Annotated in this window: 17 protein-coding genes and 2 riboswitches; of the genes, 5 read left to right on the forward strand and 12 right to left on the reverse strand. The window is 71.1% G+C overall.

From position 1 onward, the window contains the following. The 7 genes from SSP08S_RS55365 to SSP08S_RS15875 form a co-directional block, all read right to left on the reverse strand. On the reverse strand, positions 1 to 1718 hold a 1718-nt coding region (locus SSP08S_RS55365; RefSeq protein ID WP_043259482.1), incomplete at its 3' end, for a toll/interleukin-1 receptor domain-containing protein. Next, positions 1715 to 3613: a hypothetical protein gene (locus SSP08S_RS15850; RefSeq protein WP_019068602.1), complete on the reverse strand. Its 1899-nt coding sequence runs from the start codon at positions 3611 to 3613 to the stop codon at positions 1715 to 1717. The genes SSP08S_RS15850 and SSP08S_RS55365, both read right to left, overlap by 4 nt. Then, positions 3610 to 3960 carry a hypothetical protein gene (locus tag SSP08S_RS15855; protein WP_158697166.1) on the reverse strand — a complete coding sequence of 117 codons (351 nt, stop codon included), beginning with the start codon at positions 3958 to 3960 and terminating at the stop codon, positions 3610 to 3612. The genes SSP08S_RS15850 and SSP08S_RS15855 overlap by 4 nt, the downstream gene beginning before the upstream one ends. Further along, positions 3941 to 5497: a Rossmann-fold NAD(P)-binding domain-containing protein gene (locus tag SSP08S_RS15860; protein ID WP_019068604.1), complete on the reverse strand. Its 1557-nt coding sequence runs from the start codon at positions 5495 to 5497 to the stop codon at positions 3941 to 3943. Before SSP08S_RS15860 ends, SSP08S_RS15855 begins: the two co-directional genes overlap by 20 nt. Further along, on the reverse strand, positions 5494 to 6987 hold the full coding sequence (locus SSP08S_RS15865) for a tetratricopeptide repeat protein (RefSeq protein WP_019068605.1): 1494 nt from the start codon (positions 6985 to 6987) through the stop codon (positions 5494 to 5496). Before SSP08S_RS15865 ends, SSP08S_RS15860 begins: the two co-directional genes overlap by 4 nt. Beyond that, positions 6984 to 8933 carry an Hsp70 family protein gene (locus tag SSP08S_RS15870; protein ID WP_019068606.1) on the reverse strand — a complete coding sequence of 650 codons (1950 nt, stop codon included), beginning with the start codon at positions 8931 to 8933 and terminating at the stop codon, positions 6984 to 6986. The genes SSP08S_RS15865 and SSP08S_RS15870 overlap by 4 nt, the downstream gene beginning before the upstream one ends. A gap of 16 nt (positions 8934 to 8949) precedes the next feature. After that, complete coding sequence (locus SSP08S_RS15875; protein WP_019068607.1) at positions 8950 to 9402, reverse strand: hypothetical protein; 453 nt, start codon at positions 9400 to 9402, stop codon at positions 8950 to 8952. A gap of 249 nt (positions 9403 to 9651) precedes the next feature. Between SSP08S_RS15875 and SSP08S_RS15880 the strand changes: the two genes are divergently transcribed. Together SSP08S_RS15880 and SSP08S_RS15885 are read left to right on the forward strand one after the other, a co-directional pair. Further along, positions 9652 to 10161: a hypothetical protein gene (locus SSP08S_RS15880; RefSeq protein ID WP_026178527.1), complete on the forward strand. Its 510-nt coding sequence runs from the start codon at positions 9652 to 9654 to the stop codon at positions 10159 to 10161. Positions 10162 to 10235: 74 nt separating this feature from the next. After that, on the forward strand, positions 10236 to 10748 hold the full coding sequence (locus SSP08S_RS15885; RefSeq protein WP_019068609.1) for a RipA family octameric membrane protein: 513 nt from the start codon (positions 10236 to 10238) through the stop codon (positions 10746 to 10748). A gap of 108 nt (positions 10749 to 10856) precedes the next feature. Here SSP08S_RS15885 and SSP08S_RS15890 read toward each other — a convergent pair whose 3' ends face one another. The 4 genes from SSP08S_RS15890 to gcvT all read right to left on the reverse strand — a co-directional run bounded on the left by SSP08S_RS15890 (position 10857) and on the right by gcvT (position 15206). After that, the gene (locus SSP08S_RS15890) at positions 10857 to 12224 is read right to left on the reverse strand and encodes an L-serine ammonia-lyase (RefSeq protein WP_019068610.1); all 1368 of its coding nucleotides are present in this window, start codon (positions 12222 to 12224) and stop codon (positions 10857 to 10859) included. A 94-nt stretch (positions 12225 to 12318) separates the two neighbouring features. Next, positions 12319 to 13578 carry a serine hydroxymethyltransferase gene (gene glyA, locus SSP08S_RS15895; protein WP_019068611.1) on the reverse strand — a complete coding sequence of 420 codons (1260 nt, stop codon included), beginning with the start codon at positions 13576 to 13578 and terminating at the stop codon, positions 12319 to 12321. A gap of 14 nt (positions 13579 to 13592) precedes the next feature. Beyond that, the gene (gene gcvH, locus SSP08S_RS15900; RefSeq protein WP_019068612.1) at positions 13593 to 13973 is read right to left on the reverse strand and encodes a glycine cleavage system protein GcvH; all 381 of its coding nucleotides are present in this window, start codon (positions 13971 to 13973) and stop codon (positions 13593 to 13595) included. Positions 13974 to 14084: 111 nt separating this feature from the next. Next, positions 14085 to 15206, reverse strand: a complete 1122-nt coding sequence (gcvT, locus tag SSP08S_RS15905; protein ID WP_019068613.1) for a glycine cleavage system aminomethyltransferase GcvT — start codon at positions 15204 to 15206, stop codon at positions 14085 to 14087. A 34-nt stretch (positions 15207 to 15240) separates the two neighbouring features. After that, a riboswitch (glycine riboswitch) is annotated at positions 15241 to 15359 on the reverse strand. Beyond that, positions 15360 to 15459: riboswitch (glycine riboswitch) on the reverse strand. A 149-nt stretch (positions 15460 to 15608) separates the two neighbouring features. Here gcvT and SSP08S_RS15910 point away from each other — a divergent pair. The 3 genes from SSP08S_RS15910 to SSP08S_RS15920 all read left to right on the forward strand — a co-directional run bounded on the left by SSP08S_RS15910 (position 15609) and on the right by SSP08S_RS15920 (position 18115). Continuing rightward, positions 15609 to 16298 carry an AAA family ATPase gene (locus SSP08S_RS15910; RefSeq protein ID WP_043259483.1) on the forward strand — a complete coding sequence of 230 codons (690 nt, stop codon included), beginning with the start codon at positions 15609 to 15611 and terminating at the stop codon, positions 16296 to 16298. A gap of 64 nt (positions 16299 to 16362) precedes the next feature. Then, entirely contained in the window at positions 16363 to 17148 is a 786-nt protein-coding gene (locus tag SSP08S_RS15915) for an enhanced serine sensitivity protein SseB (protein ID WP_019068615.1), read from the forward strand. 175 nt (positions 17149 to 17323) lie between these two features. Continuing rightward, positions 17324 to 18115, forward strand: coding sequence for an enhanced serine sensitivity protein SseB C-terminal domain-containing protein (locus SSP08S_RS15920; protein WP_019068616.1), 792 nt, complete (start codon positions 17324 to 17326; stop codon positions 18113 to 18115). Between the two features lie 79 nt (positions 18116 to 18194). Here SSP08S_RS15920 and SSP08S_RS15925 read toward each other — a convergent pair whose 3' ends face one another. Next, positions 18195 to 18755, reverse strand: a complete 561-nt coding sequence (locus SSP08S_RS15925; RefSeq protein WP_019068617.1) for a hypothetical protein — start codon at positions 18753 to 18755, stop codon at positions 18195 to 18197. Between the last annotated feature and the right edge of the window lie 514 nt (positions 18756 to 19269).

Here is a 19269-nt window from a genome sequence, read left to right on the forward strand (position 1 = left end):
TCCTCCAGGTCCTCCGGCGACAGGATCAGCAGGCGCTCCCCGTCCGACACCGCCGCCCGCCGGCCGTCCGGGGAGAGCGCCATCGGATGCCCGGTGACGTACGTGGTGCGTCCGCCGCGGACCAGGGCGTGGGATCCGTCGGGATGCTCCAGGACCAGCAGCCGCCCGTCGTCGCCCGAGCCCACCGGCCGGGCGCCCGGCACGGTGCGGAATCCGACCCGCACCGCCAACTCGGAGTCGAAACAGACGCCTTGGCCCGCCGCGTCGATGATCGCGGTCAGTCCGCCGCCCGGCAGGGCGCCCGTGACCGCCGTCACCGGCTGGGTGACCTGGAGCAGCCGTCCCGCGGTCAGGTCCAGCCGGTGGACACGGTGTTCACCGACGGCGAGGGCGAAGTTCCGAACGCGGGTGAGAGTGAGAAGCACCGGCTCCAGCTGGTGCTCGGCGCCCGCCCGGCCGTCCGTGTAGCGGGTGAGCCTCCCGTCGAGGCCGCCCACCAGCAGTCCGCCGCCGTCAGTCGCCAACACCTGGACGCCCGCCCGGTGTTCCAGTACCGGCTCCGGGTCCTTGGTGTCGAGCGACAGCGACCACACCGCCCCGCTCCACATCCCGACGTACAGCACGTCCCCGGCGAAGGCCAGCGCACCGGGCACATTGAACCGTCCGCCGTGCGGCGCGGGCAGGTCGACGATCCGGTGCCGCCCGTCCGGGGCCGCCAGCACCACCCGCCCCGACCAGTCGGCGACGGCCAGACAGCGCTCCCCGCGTGCCCACAGCCGGGGCCGCTCCCTGAGCTCCGCCGTACCGCCGACCTCGTGCTCCGCCGTATGGAAGGTCAGGGTTCGTCCGTCGCGTACGGCGAGCGCGCGGCCGTCGGGGAAGAAGACCGGGTGTCCGCGCGCGGCGAGGACGGGGCGGTCGGGCTCGTCCCAGGACGGCTGCTCCTCGGGTGCCCGCACCTCGAAGGGCGGGGTCGTCGCCGGTTCGCAGCCGGGAGCGGTCGCGACGAGCCGTACCTCCGGGGCGGGCGTGCGGAACGCGAGGTCGCCGAAGACCGCCGTGCTCCCGGTGACCGACGCGGTCAGCGTGCCGGTCGGCTCGGCGGTGGGCGGGTGTGCGGTCAAGGTGACCGTGGCCCCGGCCGGCCACGGGGACACACCGTCCGGTGCCGTGCCGGTCACCTTCAGCGCCGGCAGCGTGTGACCGGCGATCGCTTCGCTGACCGGTGTCTCGAAGTGGAGGACGGTGCGGGCCTCGGCATGGCGCAGCCCCACGGCCTCGCACACCTCGTCGATCCAGCGGGGCCGTGCCGTGGAGATCCAGTTGATCCGGTGCACGATGTACGGCACCTTCTCGACGGCCCCCGGATTGATGAGCAGCGGGATGAGCCGGCCGCCCTCCGGAGGGTTCAGCTTGTACGCCTCGTGCAGCTCCCACTGGCAGACGTCCTTGTCGAAGTACGTCGGCGAATAGAGCGCCACGACATGGCGGCTGCGGGGGAGCGCCTCCTCCAGGAAGCTCTGCCAGTCCGCGCCCAGCGGGGTGCCGCTGGTGCGGGACACGTCGAGGTAGATCCTCGGCGTCGCACCGTCGGCGGTCACACACCCGCTGAGCTCGTCGTGCAGATCCCTGGCCTGGATGTAGTCCTCGCGGGCGTAGCTGATGAACACGTCCCACTGGTCGGCCCCGGACGCGGTCCCCGCGATGTCCGTCGTCATCCCAGCACCTTCGAGATCGCGCCGATCAGCTCGTCGAGCAGCTTCCGGTGCTGCGGGTCCATGGCGGCGCCGTGGCCGCGCCGCAGCCGCTGGGCCTCGTCGCGGATGCCGGTCAGTTTGGTGCGCATGGTGTACGGATCCGGAGTCGGCGGCTGGAAGGGGAACCGTGCCGACAGGGGGTCGGGCGGCGGCTTGACCAGGTTGTTGAACCGTTCGACGAGGTCCGACACCATCAACGCCGTCTTCACCCGGGCGACTTCCGTGCGGCGCGCGGTCACCAGCTTCGCCAGCTCGTCCAGCGGATCGCGCCCGCCGTTCTTCCCGGTGCCCCGGCGCTGGTTGCTGATGCGCGCGTCCAGGTCGTCCAGGGAACGGGCCAGCCGGTCCGCCGTCGCCGTGTCGGAGATACCGCCCTTCACCGGGGACATGATGGCGTCGTACCGGTTGTACAGATCGCCGACGGCCATCGCGTCCGCGACTTCCGCGAGCCGCTGGACCGTCGCCTTTTCCAGCTCCCGGACGATCTGCCTGCCCTGCTCGGACCGGACCGCCTCCCGCACAGCGGGAAGTCTGCCCTGCAGGCCGGTCAGCCGGTTGCGCAAGGTGGCCAGCCGGTGTGGGGACCCACCGCTGTTCGCGGCCTTCATGGCGTCGACGAACTCGGCGACCGCCGGGTTGACGACCGCCGCCTCCTGCCAGCCCCGCACGGCCTCCAGCAGTTCGCCGGCCTGGGTGATGGTGGCGTCCCGCCCGGCGATCTCGGCGCAGGCCACCGCCCGGTCCGGGTCGCGGCCCAGGTGCAGCAGGCAGACGGCGTAGAGGAAGTTGAGCCAGGAGAAGCCGGAGACCAGGGGCAGGACACGGGCCAGTACCTGCTCGGCGGCTTCGGCGAGACCGGCCTGCAGCAGCGCCGCGGCCGTCTGTCCGTCCGCCTCGGCGATCAGCGAGTAGACCGCGTCGGCGCGGTCGCGGGGCAGGTTCGGCGCCGGCGGTGCCGCGCGCCTCGGGCTGGTGACGCACAGGGCGAGATAGGCGTCGAAGTCGGCGATGACGGAGTGGCGGCGCCGGCGGGCGTCCATGCGGGCCAGCTCGGCACGCGCCAGGCGCGGGTCGCCCGCCCTGAACGCTGCCACGGCCGGCGCGGCGGCGGGACGCGCCAGCTGGAGCAGCAACCTGCTTTCCAGTGCCGCGACCTGCTCCTTGTCGACGTCCGCTTCCGCGACCCCCCGCGTCGCCGTGTCCAGGGCCAGTTCCAGCGCGCCGGCCTTGGCCTGGCCGAGGGCGACGAGACAGGACAGCGAACCTTCCTCCGGGGCCAGCTCGAGGAACGCCTCCGCGCGTTCGAGCGCGCCCCGGGGATCGGCGCCGGCCGTCCGGGCGTAGGAGTCCATCTCGCCCGGGGTGAGACGCCTGCGCAGTTCCCGGCGGAGTTCGCCGACCTGCCCGCGGAGGTCGTCCGGCATCGGCTCGTCGCGCAGCGGACGCAGGATCCGCAGCGCCGCGACCTGGTCCTGCCCGTCCAGGCGGTACATGCAGAACGCCCGCAGGTAGCGGGCTTCCTGGTGCTCCGGCTTGTTCAGCAGGTATTCGGTCAGGAGCTCCAGGGCGATGTCGTACTTGCCTTCGTGGGCGTTGGCCCGGGCGTCCTCGAGGAGGTCCTCGCCCTCGTCGTCGAGCACCAACGACATGTCCATGAGCGTGGCGGGCGGCAGCTCGAGCAGGCGGTCCGTGACGGGCTTGGCGCCCGGCCCGCGGGTCAACTCCTCCAGCTGCTGGTCGTGTTCGACGAGGCCCGCCCGGCGGCCGATCCCCGAGAACTCGAAGGACGGCGTCCGCAGCGACTGAACGGGGTTGATCTCCCGGAACGAGTGGCGGTCGTCCGCGGTACCGGTCACGAGTACTCCTCTCCGAGCCCGGACGCGTCCCCGGGCTCCGGCACCTCGCCGGGGTCGGGCACCGTGCCGAGCGCGTGTTCGGCCAGTTGCCGGGCGAGCAGATACTCGGACTCCTGGTCCACCTTCACCAGGAGCATCAACACCCGGGCCAGCCCGGCCTGTTCGAAGAGCTGCTCCTCGGCCGGCTCGGGCTGGTGCTCCACTCGCGGCAGCCGGTCGAGCAGCGCGCCGCGGTCGGCCGTACGGCCCCGCCCGAGCGCGAGCGCGAGTTCGGCCCGCAGGCCGCCCGCCCGTGCGCCGGTCCACCGCCCGGGCACGACCCGCCGCCTAGGCATGATCCCGGTCATCGGTCCTCTCCTCCTCGGGCAGCAGGATCTCTCCGGTACCCACGATGATCTTGCGTTCCGCTCCGTGCAGGACCGCGGCGCCGTCGGCGTACACCTGGGAGGCGGCCTCCAGCTCCTTCAGCAGCTCGTTCACGACGGCCCTGGCCGGGTGGTCCTCGGGGAGGTCCCGGAGCCTCGGGTACGTGATGAGTTCGATACGACGGCGCAGCGCGTCGTTGCGGCGCTGGATGTCGTCCTGCGGGGCCCGCGGCCGGGGAACGGCCTCCGTGTCGAGGCCGCCAGGGTCGCCGTACGGCGCGAACCTGTCCTTCAGACGCCGGTATTGGGCCCGGTCTCCCGGGGAACGGTCCGGATCGTCGAGGAACTCGCTCACGAGGGCGAGATACCGGGAGATGGCGTCCCCCTCGCCGCCGAGCGCCCGCTCACGTTCCATCAGGTCCAGCACCTCGGGCAGCGTGATGCCCTTCGCGAGTCCCGTGCCCTCGTCCAGCACGACGAGCGCCTGTTCGCGTTCGGGCTGGCTCAGGGCGAAGTAGTAGCGGACCAGGCCCTCGACGAGTGCGGGGTCACCGAGGTCGGGATCCGCCTCGCGCACCGCGGCCGCCCGCCGCTCCAGCTCCTCGAAGTCGGACGGCCACGGTGCCCCGGACAGCGCGGGCCTGCCCAGCCACTCCCGCACCAGGGCGAGCAGCCTCAGCATCGCGACGCCGGTGCGCAGCGGTCCTGTCGTGGGGGCGTCGGCCGGGCGATGGGCCACCTGGAGGGAGAGACCGGCCAGCCGCTCGCTCAGCTCGCCCGGATCGCCATCCGCCCAGTCGCAGGCGAGAATCCCCAACTCGGCCTCGGTGACGGGCAGTTCCCGCTCCTCGGCACGCTTGCGCGCGCCGGTGAACGCGTCACGGGCCTCGTCGATCCGCCCGTCGAGCATCGACTGGACACCCTTGACGAGCTGGAGGTCATTGACTTCGGGCGGGATCCGGTCGGTGAGTTCGTCGAGTTCCCGGACGCGGTCGAAGTGGTGCAGCGCTCCGTCGGTCTCGTGCCGCTGCCAGTGCCCGACGGCCAGGTGGAGGTGGGAGATGGCGGCGATCCGGCGGCTCTCCGGCCGGCCCTTCAGAAGCTCGGCGTGTTCCGCGTACAGGTCGGTGACCCGGTCGTGCCTCTCCAGCCGTGCCTGTACCCACAGTTCCAGGTAGGCGGTGTCCGTCGTACGGCCCTCACCGGCGATCAGTTCGTCGAGGGCGGTCGCGGCGGCGCCGTAGCGCGCCGGTTCGTACCGTCCCAGCATCGCCCGCACATAGGCCTGCGCGAAGCGGATCCGGTCCAGCCCCTGCCCCCGGGGCCCCGCCCCGACGGCCTGCCCGAGCAGCCCGTCGGCCCGCTCCAGCTCGTCGCGGTCGTCGCTGTCGAGCAGCACCAGCGCCTGCTCGTACGGCAGCCGCCAGCGGCTCGGCAGTACGACCAGGAAGTACGCGGCACCGGCCAGGACGGACAGGAACAGCAGCGGCATGACGACCGCCAGGAGAATCGTGGTCACGTCCCGGTCTCCCTGCCGCGTTCGCGGTGCAGCCGCCGGACGAGCTCCGCGTACCGCATGCCGTATTCATGGATGTGACGCTGTGTCATGTGTCCGCTCTCCCGGACGCGCCGGAGGCCCGTCTGGACCTGCTCGGCGACCTGTTCGGCCGCGTCGAGCCGGCCGAGGAGCAGGAAGGTCTCGGCGTAGTCGAGCATGAGGTCGAACCGCCACCACATCAGCGTGTCGCCGTCGTGCAGCCACTGGTGCACAAAGGCGTTGGCCTTGGCCAGTTCGCCCTGACCGATCAGACAGACGGCCATCTCGTGCGCGTGTTTGCGGCGCAGATCGGGCGGCAGCCGGTCGAACGCCGTGTGGGCCGTCGTCAGGAGCCGGTGGGCGAAGGAGCCATCCGTGGCCCCGGCGAGCCGGCCCTGCACGACCTCCCACAGGCCGCCGATGATCGACAGCTGTGCCGTGTACGCCTCCACGCGCTCCGGGTCCGCCTGCACCGCGCGTTCCAGCAGCGACAGCGCCTCCAGCGGGTCCCCCAGATCCTCGTGGGCGATCTCGGCGGCGAGGATCAGCAGCGGGTATCCGGGGCAGTCGACCAGTGCCGTGTGGGCGAGCCCGACGGCCTGGCGCGGCCGGCCCGCCGCGCGGAGGGCACCTACCGCCGTCACCGGATCCATCGCGCGGCGCGCCTCGTCGAGGGCGTCGGCCAGCTGTTCCGGGTCCGTGCCGCCGAGCCCCGCACTCAGCGCGCGAAGCTGTTCCCGCACCTCCCGGACCGGTTCCACCCGGCGCATCCAGGACGGCAGCAGGCTGTCCTGGGCGCGGGGGGCGAACACGCCGGCGCAGGCCGCCCGTTGCAGCAGCCGCTCCTTGTCCGCGTCCGGCGGTGACTCGAAGCAGCGCAGTGCGGTGACGGCCAGGGCGTGCAGCCCGGGGTCCCGGCCGCCGGCCGGCAGCCCGCGGGCCGCTTCCGGCGTGAGATGGGCCAGCCGCTCCGGCTCCGCGAAGAGCTGCCCGAGGGACGGCGCTCCCCAGGCGGGCAGCGGCAGCAGCAGCGGGCCGTGCCCGGTCACCACGATGTCGGCGGGCAGGGCCACCAGTTCGGGGCCGATCGCGGCGCGCCAGGCCGGCAGTGCCCGCAGCGCCTCGGCCACGGACGCGAGCTGTGCGGCCGTCTCGCGCCCCGCTAGGGCGTCGGCGAGGTTGCCGGGCGCGTCGGTCTCGTAGCTGACGACCTGGAACCAGCGGCCGGCGAGCTGCCGTTGCTCCCCCCGCTCGCCGGGCATCACCGGGACCAGCCCGATGCGGCGCGGCCGGGTCTGCCAGGCCAGCAGCTCGGCCCGCTGGTCCCCGTCGATCTCCTCGACCGGGATCAGCCGGTACCAGCGTCGGCGGTGGGGTGCGCGGTAGAGCGTGCCCCACCAGCCGACACCGGCGTACTCGGCGTCGAGCTCCGCCGCGACGGCCGCTTCCGGTGCCTCCGTGGCCGTGGTCAAAGCTCGGCCTCGATGACGTCGGCGAGCTCGTCCAGCGTGTCCTCGTCGGCACCGGAGCACACGGCGTTCCAGAACCCGTCCAGGGCCGCGGTGAGAGCGGGCGACGCCTGGCCGACGCGGAGGGCCTTCTTGACCGTACGGCGGTACTCGGCCGGTACGGCGGCGGCGTCGATCCCGCCGACCGGGGCCCCGGTGACCGCCACCGGGCCGGGAATCACGGCCACCGGATCGGGAATCACGGCCACCGGCCCGGGCACGGTGGGCACCGGCCCGGGACCGACCGGAGGCTGCGGTTCGCCGCCCGGCGCGGGCCCGCCGACCGTCGCGAACAGCTTCTCCAGCGCGGCCCGTTTCTCCGCCAGCTCGTCGAGCGTGCCGATGGTGGTGCTCTGGTCGAAGGTCGCCTGGTACTCCCGCCCGGTGTTGGTGTGCGTGACCTGCACCGCGAGCAGCCCGTTCATGTCCAGCGTGAACTCGACCTCGAACTCGTGGTAGCCCTGTGGGCGGCGCTCGATGTCGTCCAGATGGATCGTGCCGATCAGGGTGTTGTTGTAGATGAACCTGTCCTCGCCCTGATAGATGGCCGCCTCGATGCGGGGTGCCTGATCAGGGTTGTAGTACTTCTGCACATGGCGGGCCGGGATCTTGGTGCCGCGCGGGATCAGCGCGCTGAACTCGCCGTCCTGCACACCGACGCCCATGGTGTGCTCGGCGATCAGCGTGACGGCGTAGTCCTGCTCGTCCGCGGACCGCTCGGCGGTTGGCCGGGTCGAGAGGTCGAAGGCGGGCGAGGCCTCGAACCGGTTGGCCACGATCGCCGCGCCCCGGGCGACCAGCGTGTCGGGGTTGGCGTCTCCGCGCACGAACCCCTCGTCCTGGTCGAAGTGGTTCAGCAGCATCCGCCTGACCTGCGGGACACGGGTCGAACCGCCCACGAGGAGCACGGCGTTGACATGCTCGGGCAGTACGCCCTTGCCGTTGCGCGCGTCGTCCAGCGCCCTGTCGACCTGCTCCAGGGACCGGTCGAGGTGCGGCTGGATCAGTGACTCGAAGGTTTCCCGGTCCAGCTCCAGCGGGGTGGTCCCATGGCCGAGGTCGACGGTCGTCGCGGCGCGCAGCGACAGCTCGCGCTTCGCCGTCTCCGCCGCCGCCTTGATCCGCAGCGGCTCGATCTCCTTCGGCAGGGTGTCGCCGAGCCGCTCCTTGATCCACTCGGCGACGGCGTCGTCGAAGTCGCCCCCGCCGAGCCGCTGGTCCCCGGCGGTCGCGATGACCTCGATCTCGTCCTCCCGGGTCTCGATGATCGACACGTCGAAGGTGCCGCCGCCCAGGTCGAAGACCAGGTAGACCTGCCGCTCGGTCTCGGCCCGGTCGACGCCGTAGGCGATGGCGGCGGCGGTGGGCTCGGGGATGAGCTGACGGGGGTAGAGACCCGCCAGCAGCGCCGCCTCCTCGGTGGCCTTCTTCTGGCGCTCCGTGAAGTAGGCGGGCACGGTGACCACCGCGTCATGGATCTCCCCGCCCAGAGCCTGCTCGGCGATCCGCTTCATCTTCATCAGCACCAGAGCGCTGATCTCCTGAGGGAGCAGCCACTCGTCACCGAGCCTGGCCCGCACGGGGTCGTTCACCTGGTAGACGCCCTGGGCGCCGAAGTACGCGAGCCGTTCCGGCTCCTTGAACTCCGCTCCCATCTCGCGCTTGATCTCCACCAACGTGCCCTCGGCGCCCGGTCCTCGGCTGATGGCGTCCTTGGCGTCGTGCCCGACGACGAGGGCACCGGTGACCGTGTCGAGCCGTACGACCGAGGGCGTGGCGACGGCGGCGGACCCCTCGCGTTCGGGGTCGGCGAGGATCTGCGGGGCGAGGTCGTCGGGGTGATAGGCGGCGACGGCCGAGTAGGTGGTACCGAGGTCGATGCCGACGACCCGGTGCAACTCGTCTTCCATGGGGGACCTCCGGGGTTCAGTCGTCGGCGAAGCCGTCGAGCAGATGGGTGCGGGTGAAGTCGCCGGTGAAATCCGTACGGGTGGTATCCGTGGGGCGGTGGACGTCCTCGCCGGCCGCGGCGAGGAATGCCTCGATCTCCCTGCGCAGCACGGTCAGACCGGCGGCCTTGCCGTCCGCGTCGAGGATCGGCTCCCAGGTCGGTACGAGACGCAGCAGTGGGAGCGGTGGATGGCGGGCGTCGTGTGCGGCGCGGGACTCGGTGCTCTCCAGATTGGCGGCGTGGGCCGCGGCGATCTCCTCGTCACTCGCACCGCGCGCTCTGAGCCGGGCGTCGTTGCGGTTCGCGGCCGCCCGGATCTCCTCGGCCGTGGCCTCGGGCGGCACACCGAGGCGCATGTACTCGGTTGTTCTGGGTACGACCATGGGCAGCGAGAACAGCGCCCCGCCGGCCTCGTCGGCACCGGGCATCCCAACATCCCCCGTTCACGAACGCTACGCGCCGGGGGCGAGGCTGGGAGGGCTCGCGCTCGACACGGTCCTTCTTGACGCAGGACGACCTGTGCGGCCGTAATGGTGCGCCGAGTCTAGAGGCGCCGAGGGGTAACTTGCCGTAGATCCCGAGTAGTTGTGGGCGATGGGATCGACATGGCTGGAATTGGTCCCACGGGTCGCCGTGACGTGCAGTCCTTGTGGAGCCGTGGTGAAGGGGAGAGGACCGTGACAACCCTCGCTGTCACCGGGCACATGGATCTGACGGACGAAAGCGTCCCCCTGATCCGCACCGCCCTGGACGAACTGCTGCGGCAGTACGCCGCTGCCGCCGACGACGTGCTCGTCGGTGTCTCCTGCATGGCCAAGGGCTCCGACTCCTTGTTCGCCGAGGCCGTTCTCGCCGCCGGCGGGTCCCTGGTCGCCGTCATCCCCGCCAAGGATTACCGCCGGAACCACGTCGCCGCCGACTACGCGCCCACCTTCGACGGGCTCGTCGAAGCCGCCGACGAGGTGCTCGTGCTGCCCTACGAGACAGCCGGCCCGCAGGCCTACGCCGCCGCCAACGCCGTACTGCTGGAATGCGCGGACCGGCTCGTCGCCGTATGGAACGGGGAACCCCCGGGCGGCAGGGGCGGAGGTACCGCCGACGCGGTTCTCGATGCCCGGAAGGCCGGCATCCACGTGGACGTGGTGTGGCCGGAAGGCGCCGTCCGCAGCTCGGTGACTCACTCCTGACGAGGAGTCCGACTACCGTCCGTCACCGCGCCGAATCGGCCTCGCCGCCCCCGGTTGTTCGCCATGCTGGTGGCATGAGCGACATCGGGGACGCGTTGTGGAACACGGGGGTCGGTCCGTCCGACTACTCGGAAGCGAACGACCGCTATCAGCAGGCGGTACTCGACCAGTACAAGCTCTGCGTGGAGATGGCCGACCGGGTCAGCTCCCGACGCAATCTGACCAACACCTTCTTCTTGTCGCTCAACAGCGCGGTCGTGGCAGTCGTGGCCGCGGTCTCGGACCGGACGGTGGCCGACATGTCCGTCCTCCTGCTGCTGGCCGGGCTGGTCATTCTGCTCGCCCAGTGCGCGGCGTGGTACATCATGGTGCGCTCGTACCGGCAGCTCAACACCGCCAAGTACGAGGTGATCGGCGCCTTCGAGGAACGACTGCCGGCGTTCGCGTACTCCCGTGCCGAGTGGGGCGCGCTCGGAGAGGGCCGAGACTGGCGCAAGTACCTGCGCCTGACCCACGTCGAGCAATGGGTACCGGTCGTCTTCGCGGCCTCCTACCTCCTGGGCTTCTGCGCCCTCGCCGCCCGGTGACCACGAGGTCCGGCGGCGCGGCGCCGAGCTTCTACGTCGAGCAGGCCATGGGACTGGTGGGAGAAGCGCTGAGTCTGCTGACCGGTGATCGTCCCGGGGGCTCCCACCTCAGCACTCGATGATGTTCACCGCAAGCCCACCCCGAGCCGTCTCCTTGTACTTCACGCTCATGTCCGCCCCCGTCTCCTTCATCGTCTTGATGACCTTGTCGAGGGACACCTTGTGGGACCCGTCCCCCCGCATCGCCATGCGCGCGGCGGTGACCGCCTTCACCGCGGCCATGCCGTTGCGTTCGATGCAGGGGATCTGGACGAGGCCGCCGACGGGGTCGCAGGTGAGGCCGAGGTTGTGTTCCATGCCGATCTCGGCCGCGTTCTCGACCTGCTCGGGGGAGCCGCCGAGGACCTCGGCCAGCGCGCCCGCCGCCATGGAGCACGCCGAGCCGACCTCGCCCTGGCAGCCGACCTCCGCGCCGGAGATGGACGCGTTCTCCTTGAAGAGCATGCCGATGGCGCCGGCCGCGAGCATGAAGCGGACGACGCCGTCCTCGTCCGCGCCCGGCACGAAGTTGATGTAGTAGTGGAGGACGGCCGGGATGATGCCGGCCGCGCCGTTCGTCGGGGCGGTCACCACCCGCCCGCCCGCCGCGTTCTCCTCGTTCACCGCCATCGCGTAGAGCGTGATCCACTCCATCGCGTGCGCCAACGGGTCGCCCTCCGCCCGGAGTTGGCGTGCCGACATGGCGGCCCTGCGGCGGACCCGCAGGCCGCCGGGCAGGATGCCCTCCCGCGACATGCCCCGCGACACGCACGCCCCCATCACCCGCCAGATCTCCAGCAGCCCGGCCCGGATCTCCTCCTCCGTGCGCCAGGCGCGTTCGTTCTCCAGCATCAGCGCGGAGATCGACAGGCCGGTCTCCTGGGTGAGGCGCAGCAGCTCGTCGCCGGTGCGGAAGGGGTACTTGAGGACCGTGTCGTCCAGCTTGATCCGGTCGGCGCCCACCGCCTCCTCGTCGACGACGAAACCGCCGCCCACCGAGTAGTACGTCTTGGACAGCAGCTCGCCGCCCGCCGCGTCGTACGCCCACAGGGTCATGCCGTTCGCGTGGTACGGCAGGGTTTTGCGGCGGTGCAGCTTCAGGTCGGCGTCGAAGTCGAACGGGATCTCGTGCTCGCCGAGCAGGCGGATGCGTCCGGCCGCCTTGATCTGCTCGACCCGTTCGTCGGCCCCCTCCACGTCCACCGTGCGCGGCGACTCGCCCTCCAGGCCGAGCAGCACCGCCTTCGGGGTGCCGTGCCCGTGCCCGGTCGCGCCGAGGGAGCCGTACAGCTCGGTGCGGACGGCGGCGACGGAGTCCAGCAGCTCCTCGTTGCGCAGCCGGCGCGCGAACATGCGGGCCGCCCGCATCGGGCCGACCGTGTGGGAGCTGGACGGGCCGATGCCGATCGAGAACAGGTCGAAGACCGAGATGGCCACGGTGACTCCTCAGAACGCGGACGTGCGGGGTGGTGCAAGGGGGGTGGGGTGCCGCCGCACACCTTCCAGTCTGCGGCGGCACCCCCGGGGTTGACTACAGCCCGGGGTACAGCGGGTACTTCTCCGCCAGCGCCGTGACCCGGGCCTTCAGACCCGCCACGTCGTACGACGGCTTCAGCGTCTCCGCGATGACGTCCGCGACCTCGGCGAAGTCCTCGGCACTGAAGCCGCGGGTCGCCAGCGCCGGCGTGCCGATGCGCAGGCCCGACGTGACCATCGGGGGCCGCGGGTCGTTCGGGACGGCGTTGCGGTTGACCGTGATGCCGACCTCGTGGAGCCGGTCCTCGGCCTGCTGGCCGTCGAGTTCGGAATTCCGCAGGTCGACCAGGACGAGGTGCACGTCCGTGCCGCCCGACAGGACGTCGACCCCTACGGCCTTCACGTCGTCCCGGACCAGTCGCTCGGCGAGCAGCCGCGCGCCCTCCACCGTACGCCGCTGGCGCTCCTTGAAGTCCTCGCCCGCCGCGACCTTGAAGGAGACCGCCTTGGCGGCGATCACATGCTCCAGCGGACCGCCCTGGAAGCCGGGGAAGACGGACGAGTTCAGCTTCTTCGCGAAGGACTGCTTGGCGAGGATGATCCCGCCGCGCGGGCCGCCCAGCGTCTTGTGGGTGGTGGACGTGACGACGTCCGCGTAGGGGACGGGGTTCGGGTGGAGGCCGGCCGCCACCAGCCCGGCGAAGTGCGCCATGTCGACCCACAGATACGCCTCGACCTCGTCCGCGATCCGGCGGAACTCGGCGAAGTCCAGCTGCCTCGGGTAGGCCGACCAGCCCGCGATGATGACCTTCGGGCGGTGCTCCTTGGCGAGCTTCTCCAGCTCGGCCATGTCGACCAGACCGGTCCGCGCGTCCACGTGGTAGGCGACCACGTCGAACTGCTTGCCGGAGAAGTTCAGCCGCATCCCGTGGGTGAGGTGGCCGCCGTGCGCCAGGTCGAGGCCGAGGATCGTGTCGCCGGGCTGGGCGAGCGCGAACAGGGCGGCCTGGTTGGCGGAGGCGCCCGAGTGCGGCTGGACGTTGGCGTACTCGGCGCCGAACAGCTCCTTGACCCGGTCGATCGCGATCTGCTCGGCCACGTCGACGTACTCGCAGCCGCCGTAGTAGCGACGGCCCGGGTACCCCTCGGCGTACTTGTTGGTGAGGACGGAGCCCTGTGCCTCCATGACCGCGACCGGAGCGAAGTTCTCCGAGGCGATCATCTCCAGCGTGGACTGCTGACGGCGCAGCTCGGCGTCGACCGCGGCGGCGATGTCCGGGTCGAGCTCGTGCAGGGGCGTGTTCAGGACGGACATGGTTCTACGACTCCTCAGCCGGCGGTGAAGGCGGTGTACTCGTCGGCGGAGAGCAGGTCGCCGGGCTCGTCCGTGATCCGTACCTTGAAGAGCCAACCGCCGTCGAAGGGCTCGGAGTTGACGAGCGCGGGCTCGTCCATGACGGCCGTGTTGATCTCCACGACCTCACCGGTGACCGGCGCGTACAGGTCCGACACCGACTTGGTCGACTCCAGCTCGCCGCAGGACTCGCCCGCGGTCACCGTCGTGCCGACCTCGGGGAGCTGGGCGTAGACGACGTCGCCGAGCGCGTTGGCCGCGAACTCGGTGATGCCGACGGTCGCGACACCGTCGGCGGCGGCCGTCAGCCACTCGTGTTCCTTGCTGTACCGCAGATTCTCGGGGTGGTTGCTCATGGCGTGAATTCTCCTGTACGCGGGGGAGTGCTGGTGAAGGGGGCAATGCGGAGGGCGTCGTAGAGCAGGGGCGATCCGCCCCCGGTCACGGACTCGACGCTACGACGACTGTCACTTCCGGCGCTTGTAGAACGGCAGCGCCACGACCTCGTACGGCTCGTGACTGCCCCGGATGTCCACGCCGACACCGGCCGTGCCCGGCGCGGAGTGCGCTGCGTCGACGTAGGCCATGGCGATGGGCCTGCCCAGCGTGGGGGAGGGGGCGCCGGAGGTGATCTCGCCGATCACTTGGCCGTCGGCGACGACGGAGTAGCCGGCGCGGGGGACCCGGCGGCCCTCGGCGACGAGGCCGACCAGGACGCGCGGCGGCTGCGCGGCGGCGCGTTCGGCGGCGGCCGTAAGGGCCGTACGCCCGACGAAGTCGCCGTCCTTCTCGAACTTCACGACCCGGCCGAGCCCGGCGTCGAACGGGGTGAGGGAGGTCGACAGCTCGTGGCCGTAGAGCGGCATGCCCGCCTCCAGGCGGAGGGTGTCCCGGCAGGACAGGCCGCACGGGATCAGCCCGGCCGGGGCGCCCGCCTCGGTCAGCGCCTCCCACAGCTTCTCCGCGTCACCGGGGGCGACGAACAGCTCGAAGCCGTCCTCGCCGGTGTAGCCGGTGCGGGCGATCAGCGCGGGGACGCCCGCGACCGTGCCGGGCAGCCCGGCGTAGTACTTCAGGCCGTCGAGGTCGGCGTCCGTGAGCGAGGCGAGGATGCCGGGGGACTCGGGGCCCTGGACGGCGAGCAGCGCGTACGCGTCACGGTCGTCGCGGACGACGGCGTCGAAGCCCTCGGCGCGCTCGACCAGCGAGTCCAGGACAATCTGGGCGTTCGACGCGTTGGCCACCACCATGTATTCGGTGTCGGCCAGGCGGTAGACGATCAGGTCGTCGAGGATGCCGCCGTCGGCCCGGCAGATCATCGTGTAGCGGGCGCGGCCGACGCCCACGGAGGCGATGTTGCCGACGAGCGCGTAGTTGAGGAGTGCGGCCGCCTCCGGTCCCGTGACCGTGATCTCGCCCATGTGGGAGAGGTCGAAGAGGCCGGCCTTCGTGCGGACGGCGAGGTGCTCGTCGCGCTCGGAGCCGTAGCGCAGCGGCATGTCCCAGCCGGCGAAGTCGGTCATCGTCGCACCGAGCGAGCGGTGCAGCGCGTCGAGCGCGGTACGACGGGGGGCGGCGGTACTGCTCATCGGTCGGTCTCCCAAGGCATGACGGCGAGGTCGTTCCTCCCCATCTGTCATCGGAACCTGAGAGGTTCGCCATGACCGCGCGGGACACGCACGGGCCATGGGTTGCACCTTGGGTGGGACCACCGGGACGGGCGGTCCGCTTTTCAGATGTGCCTCGCCCGCGCGGTAACTGGGCCTGAGAGATTCAAGGGAGGGACTTGCTCCTTCGGCGCCCCGGAGGTCGTACGACCGGGGACTCTCCCGCGCGGATTCAAGCGGCCGGTATGCAGTTAGGCGCGCACATCATCGCACAGGCTTTGTAACAGGCCTGTGGCCGGAAGCGAACGGAACCGCGAGACACCGTGCATTACCTTCTCTTTACGCTAGTTGGGGAGAACCTTTCCTGACCCCGCAGGGAGGACGATCACGGTGACAAGGACCACGGTGTACGCCACGACCTCGGCCGTAGCGCTGCCCGAACAGCCCTCGGCCCCGGCCAGGGAGGCATGCCCGGCGCGCCCGGCACCGGTCGTCCGCGACCTCCGCGAGCGCGCGGGCCGCAGCCCGCACGGACTCCGCTTCGGCCCCCGCGACCTGGTCGTGGTCACCGGCCTGCCCGGCAGCGGCAAATCCACGCTGATGCGGCGCGCGGTGACCGGCGACGGCGTCCGCGTCGACAGCCAGGACGCCAGGGACCGCTGGGAGACCCGGGCGTCCCGTATATCCGGACTCCTTCCGTACGCCGTCTACCGCCCGCTGGTCCGCCTCGCCCACTACACCGGACTGCACCGCACCCTGCGCTCCGCGTCCGGAGCGGTCGTGCACGACTGCGGCACCCAGACCTGGGTGCGCGGCTGGCTCGCCCGCGCCGCCGGCCGCCGCGGCGGCACGCTGCACCTGGTGTTCCTCGACGTCAGCCCGGACACCGCGCTCGACGGCCAGCGCGAGCGCGGCCGGGGCGTCTCGCGGTACGCGTTCCTGCGCCACCGCCGGGCCGCCGCCCGCCTGTTGCGCGCCGTGGAGCGCGGCGACCTGCCGCACGGCGTGGGCTCGGCGGTCCTGCTGGACCGGGACGCGGCGGACGTGCTGAGGCGGATCGACTTCGCGGACTGAGCCGCTAGCCTTTTCCGTCACAGCACGTTTACAGCAGGCGGTTTCACCAGCAGGCGGTAGGTAGATGGACTTCCCGGCGGACTTCCCCGGTCAGGCGTACCCCCACCCGCATCCGCACGGCGGATGGCCCGGCAACGAGCTGGAGGAGGTGCTCTCGGTCTCCCTCGGCCTGCCCTCGGCCGGCGGCCGGATCATCGAGGTGCTGTCCCGCAGCTTCGTCTGGGTCCCGCTGCCCAGCGGCGGAGGCCCGCACAGCGGACCCCTGGATCTGCCCACGCTCGACATCGAGGGGCAGGCCTTCGTCCCGGTCTTCAGCTCCGAGGAACAGTTCCGCAAGGTCGTCGGCTCGCATCTGTCGTTCACGATCGCGCCCGCGGTGGAGTTCGCCCGCGGGCTGCCCCCGCAGGTGGGCATCGCGGTGAACCCGGACGGCGTGGTCGGCATCCCCCTCCCGCCCGCCGCCGTGGCCGAGCTGTGCCGCATCGGCCGTACCGCCCTCGACGGCCCCACCAGCGGCGGCCGGGTCCGCCTCTTCGAACCCGACTGGCAGGACGACCCGGTCGACTTCCTCGCCGCGGCCTCCGCCGAGTTCGCCGCCATCGGCGTGGTCGGCACGGCCCGCCGCTGCCTCGCCGCGATCGAGACCGCCGACCCGGTCATGTTCGTGGGCGTCGAACTCACCAACTGGGACGGCGACCTGAGGGCGGCCCCCATGGACGCCCTGTCCCGCGCCCTCACCAGGACCGAGGTCAAGTGGCCGGTCAACCTGGTCCTCCTGGACGTGACGCAGGACCCGGTGGCGGAGTGGATGCGGCAGACAGTGCGCCCCTTCTATACACAGGGTCACTAGAAACTCCGCGAGGGGCAGCCGACCCGGGGGCGCGGGGCTGTGTCGATCTGCGGCTCCGCCGCGGGGCGCGACAAGCCACGACGCACCCGCACTCGCCAACGGACACTGAGCCCCCACCCATTGGGCGCTTAAGCTGTTTCCGAACGCAGGCCAACCACCAGAAGGGGCGGTACACGTGAGCGCCAGCGGCACCGCGACCGGCCAGGTCGAGCACATGCTGCGCCAGGTGACGCCCGGGCGCTACGACGCCTACGAGGCGCTCCTGCGCGCCCTCGCGACCCCCCACTCCGGCCAGATCTGGATGCTCCTGTGGCACGGCCAGTCCGGCTCCCCGGACGCCCAGTACGGAAACATGCACGTCGAGGGCTACGGCTACGCCCCCTGCGTCACCTCCGCCCAGGAGCTGTCCGCGAGCGGCTGGAACCGCTCGTACGAGGTGGTCGACGGCCTGGACGTGGCCCGCACCCTCTACCCCGACCACTTCGGCCTCTGGCTCAACCCGCACGCCCCCGGCGGCGGCGTCGGCATCCCCTGGCTCGACCTGCGCCGCATCGCCACCGGCCTGGAGCGCCAGCCCGCCGGGCCGTTGCGCCTGACGGAACCGGCGATCGAGGTCCCGCAGTTCTACGGCCTGCTCACCCAGAACGCCCACCGTACCCCGGCGGTCCGCACCCTCCGCCGCGCCTGGGTGCAGCCCGCGCTCGGGGCGCCGTATCTCGCGATCGGTCTGGATGTCTACGACACCAGCCCGCCCGCCGTCGACTCGGTGCGCGCGATGATGCAGCAGTCCATCGGCGCGGTCCCGGACGGCCTGCCGGTGTCGACCGTGGCGATGTCCGACGACTACGACCCGGTGGCCCTGTGGCTGCGGGCGAACGCCCGCCCGTTCTACGACCGCGAGGCCCACGCGGCGCCGGCGCAGGTGTCGACGCCGGGTGGATACGGCTATCCGCCTCCGAGGTACTGAAAGACGATGGGGCCCGCTCTTTGAAAAGAGCGGGCCCCATCGTTTGTTTCCGGCGTGCGCTTATACCGTCACGAATCTCTTACTTCGGCTTCGGGGTGCAGGTCTCGTTCCTGCTCTGGCACGAGGCGAAAATCGGGTATGCGGTAATGGCGTGCACGGTGTTCGACTTCACCTTCACCACGCTGCAGTTCGACTTCTCCAGCCATTTGGTGGTGGTGAAGGGCGTGTACTGGACCTTCGGCTGGACGTATCCGTAGTAATGGCCGGCCACCGGCAGGGAGAAGGAGACGCTGTTGTCCTTCTTGGTCGACTTGGTCACGTTGTACGCGTAGCTGCCGTCGACCTTGATCTTCATGATCTTCTTGATCTCCCACTCGAGGCTCACGCCCACCGAGAAGGTGTGGGAGGTCTGGCGCACCGTGCTGAAGGCCAGGGTGTAGTTGAGCGTGGCCTTGGACGAACTGCTGTTGTACGCGCCGACGCGGTTGCCGAGGGTCGAGTAGTACGGCTTGCCCGCCTTCTTGACCGTGTAGGTGATTTCCCCGCCCGGACAGGACATCGGGCTCTTCGAGCCGGATGTCGCCGCACTGGCGGCAGGGGCCATGGCGACCGCGCCCGTCATGACGGCAGCCAGCGCCATTGCCGAATGGGCGGTTCTGTTCATACGAAGCGACATTCGTGATTCCCCGTTTCTCGGCTTGGGCGAGCAGATTGCTCTCCGCCGATGGGGAGGAAGGTATCGGGCCGAAATAAAACGTGGCAAGCGGATTCGAATTCCTCCCCGCGCCCACCCTCAAGCGACGCTCAAATTCCGCTTTCCCTCGACATGGCACGGTTCGGGGATTGCCTCGAATGTCCGCCCTGCGGGCCGGGAGAAAGGTGGGCTTCTTGTCGTGAACTGGACATCACGACCTCGCGGTGTGGTGTACATCACGCCTTTCGGCCTCGCCCTGGGGCGGTGCTCCTGGGGGTTTGGTCAAGGGGTGGTTGGGGCGAGGTCGACGTAGGTGGCGGGCGGGGAGGGTGTCATCGCCGGAAAGAGGGTGGGCATCCAGCGGTCCCTCGATCCAGTGCGGTGAAGTCGGCGCCCGCCGGACGCTCGGCCGTGCGGGGCGCCTTTGGGGGATCGGGGCGACCGGTCGTAGACGTCCGGC

This window comes from Streptomyces hokutonensis (assembly GCF_000376565.1).
Taxonomy (GTDB): domain Bacteria; phylum Actinomycetota; class Actinomycetes; order Streptomycetales; family Streptomycetaceae; genus Streptomyces; species Streptomyces hokutonensis.

Bases quoted from the DNA above. Each gene is read 5' to 3' on its own strand.
- SSP08S_RS15915 (WP_019068615.1), top strand. From the start codon at position 16,363: ATGGACTTCCCGGCGGACTTCCCCGGTCAGGCGTACCCCCACCCGCAT.
- glyA (WP_019068611.1), bottom strand. From the start codon at position 13,578: ATGTCCGTCCTGAACACGCCCCTGCACGAGCTCGACCCGGACATCGCC.
- SSP08S_RS15875 (WP_019068607.1), bottom strand. From the start codon at position 9,402: ATGCCCGGTGCCGACGAGGCCGGCGGGGCGCTGTTCTCGCTGCCCATG.
- SSP08S_RS15885 (WP_019068609.1), top strand. From the start codon at position 10,236: ATGAGCGACATCGGGGACGCGTTGTGGAACACGGGGGTCGGTCCGTCC.
- SSP08S_RS15925 (WP_019068617.1), bottom strand. From the start codon at position 18,755: ATGGCGCTGGCTGCCGTCATGACGGGCGCGGTCGCCATGGCCCCTGCC.
- SSP08S_RS15855 (WP_158697166.1), bottom strand. From the start codon at position 3,960: ATGACCGGGATCATGCCTAGGCGGCGGGTCGTGCCCGGGCGGTGGACC.
- SSP08S_RS15870 (WP_019068606.1), bottom strand. From the start codon at position 8,933: ATGGAAGACGAGTTGCACCGGGTCGTCGGCATCGACCTCGGTACCACC.
- gcvT (WP_019068613.1), bottom strand. From the start codon at position 15,206: ATGAGCAGTACCGCCGCCCCCCGTCGTACCGCGCTCGACGCGCTGCAC.
- gcvH (WP_019068612.1), bottom strand. From the start codon at position 13,973: ATGAGCAACCACCCCGAGAATCTGCGGTACAGCAAGGAACACGAGTGG.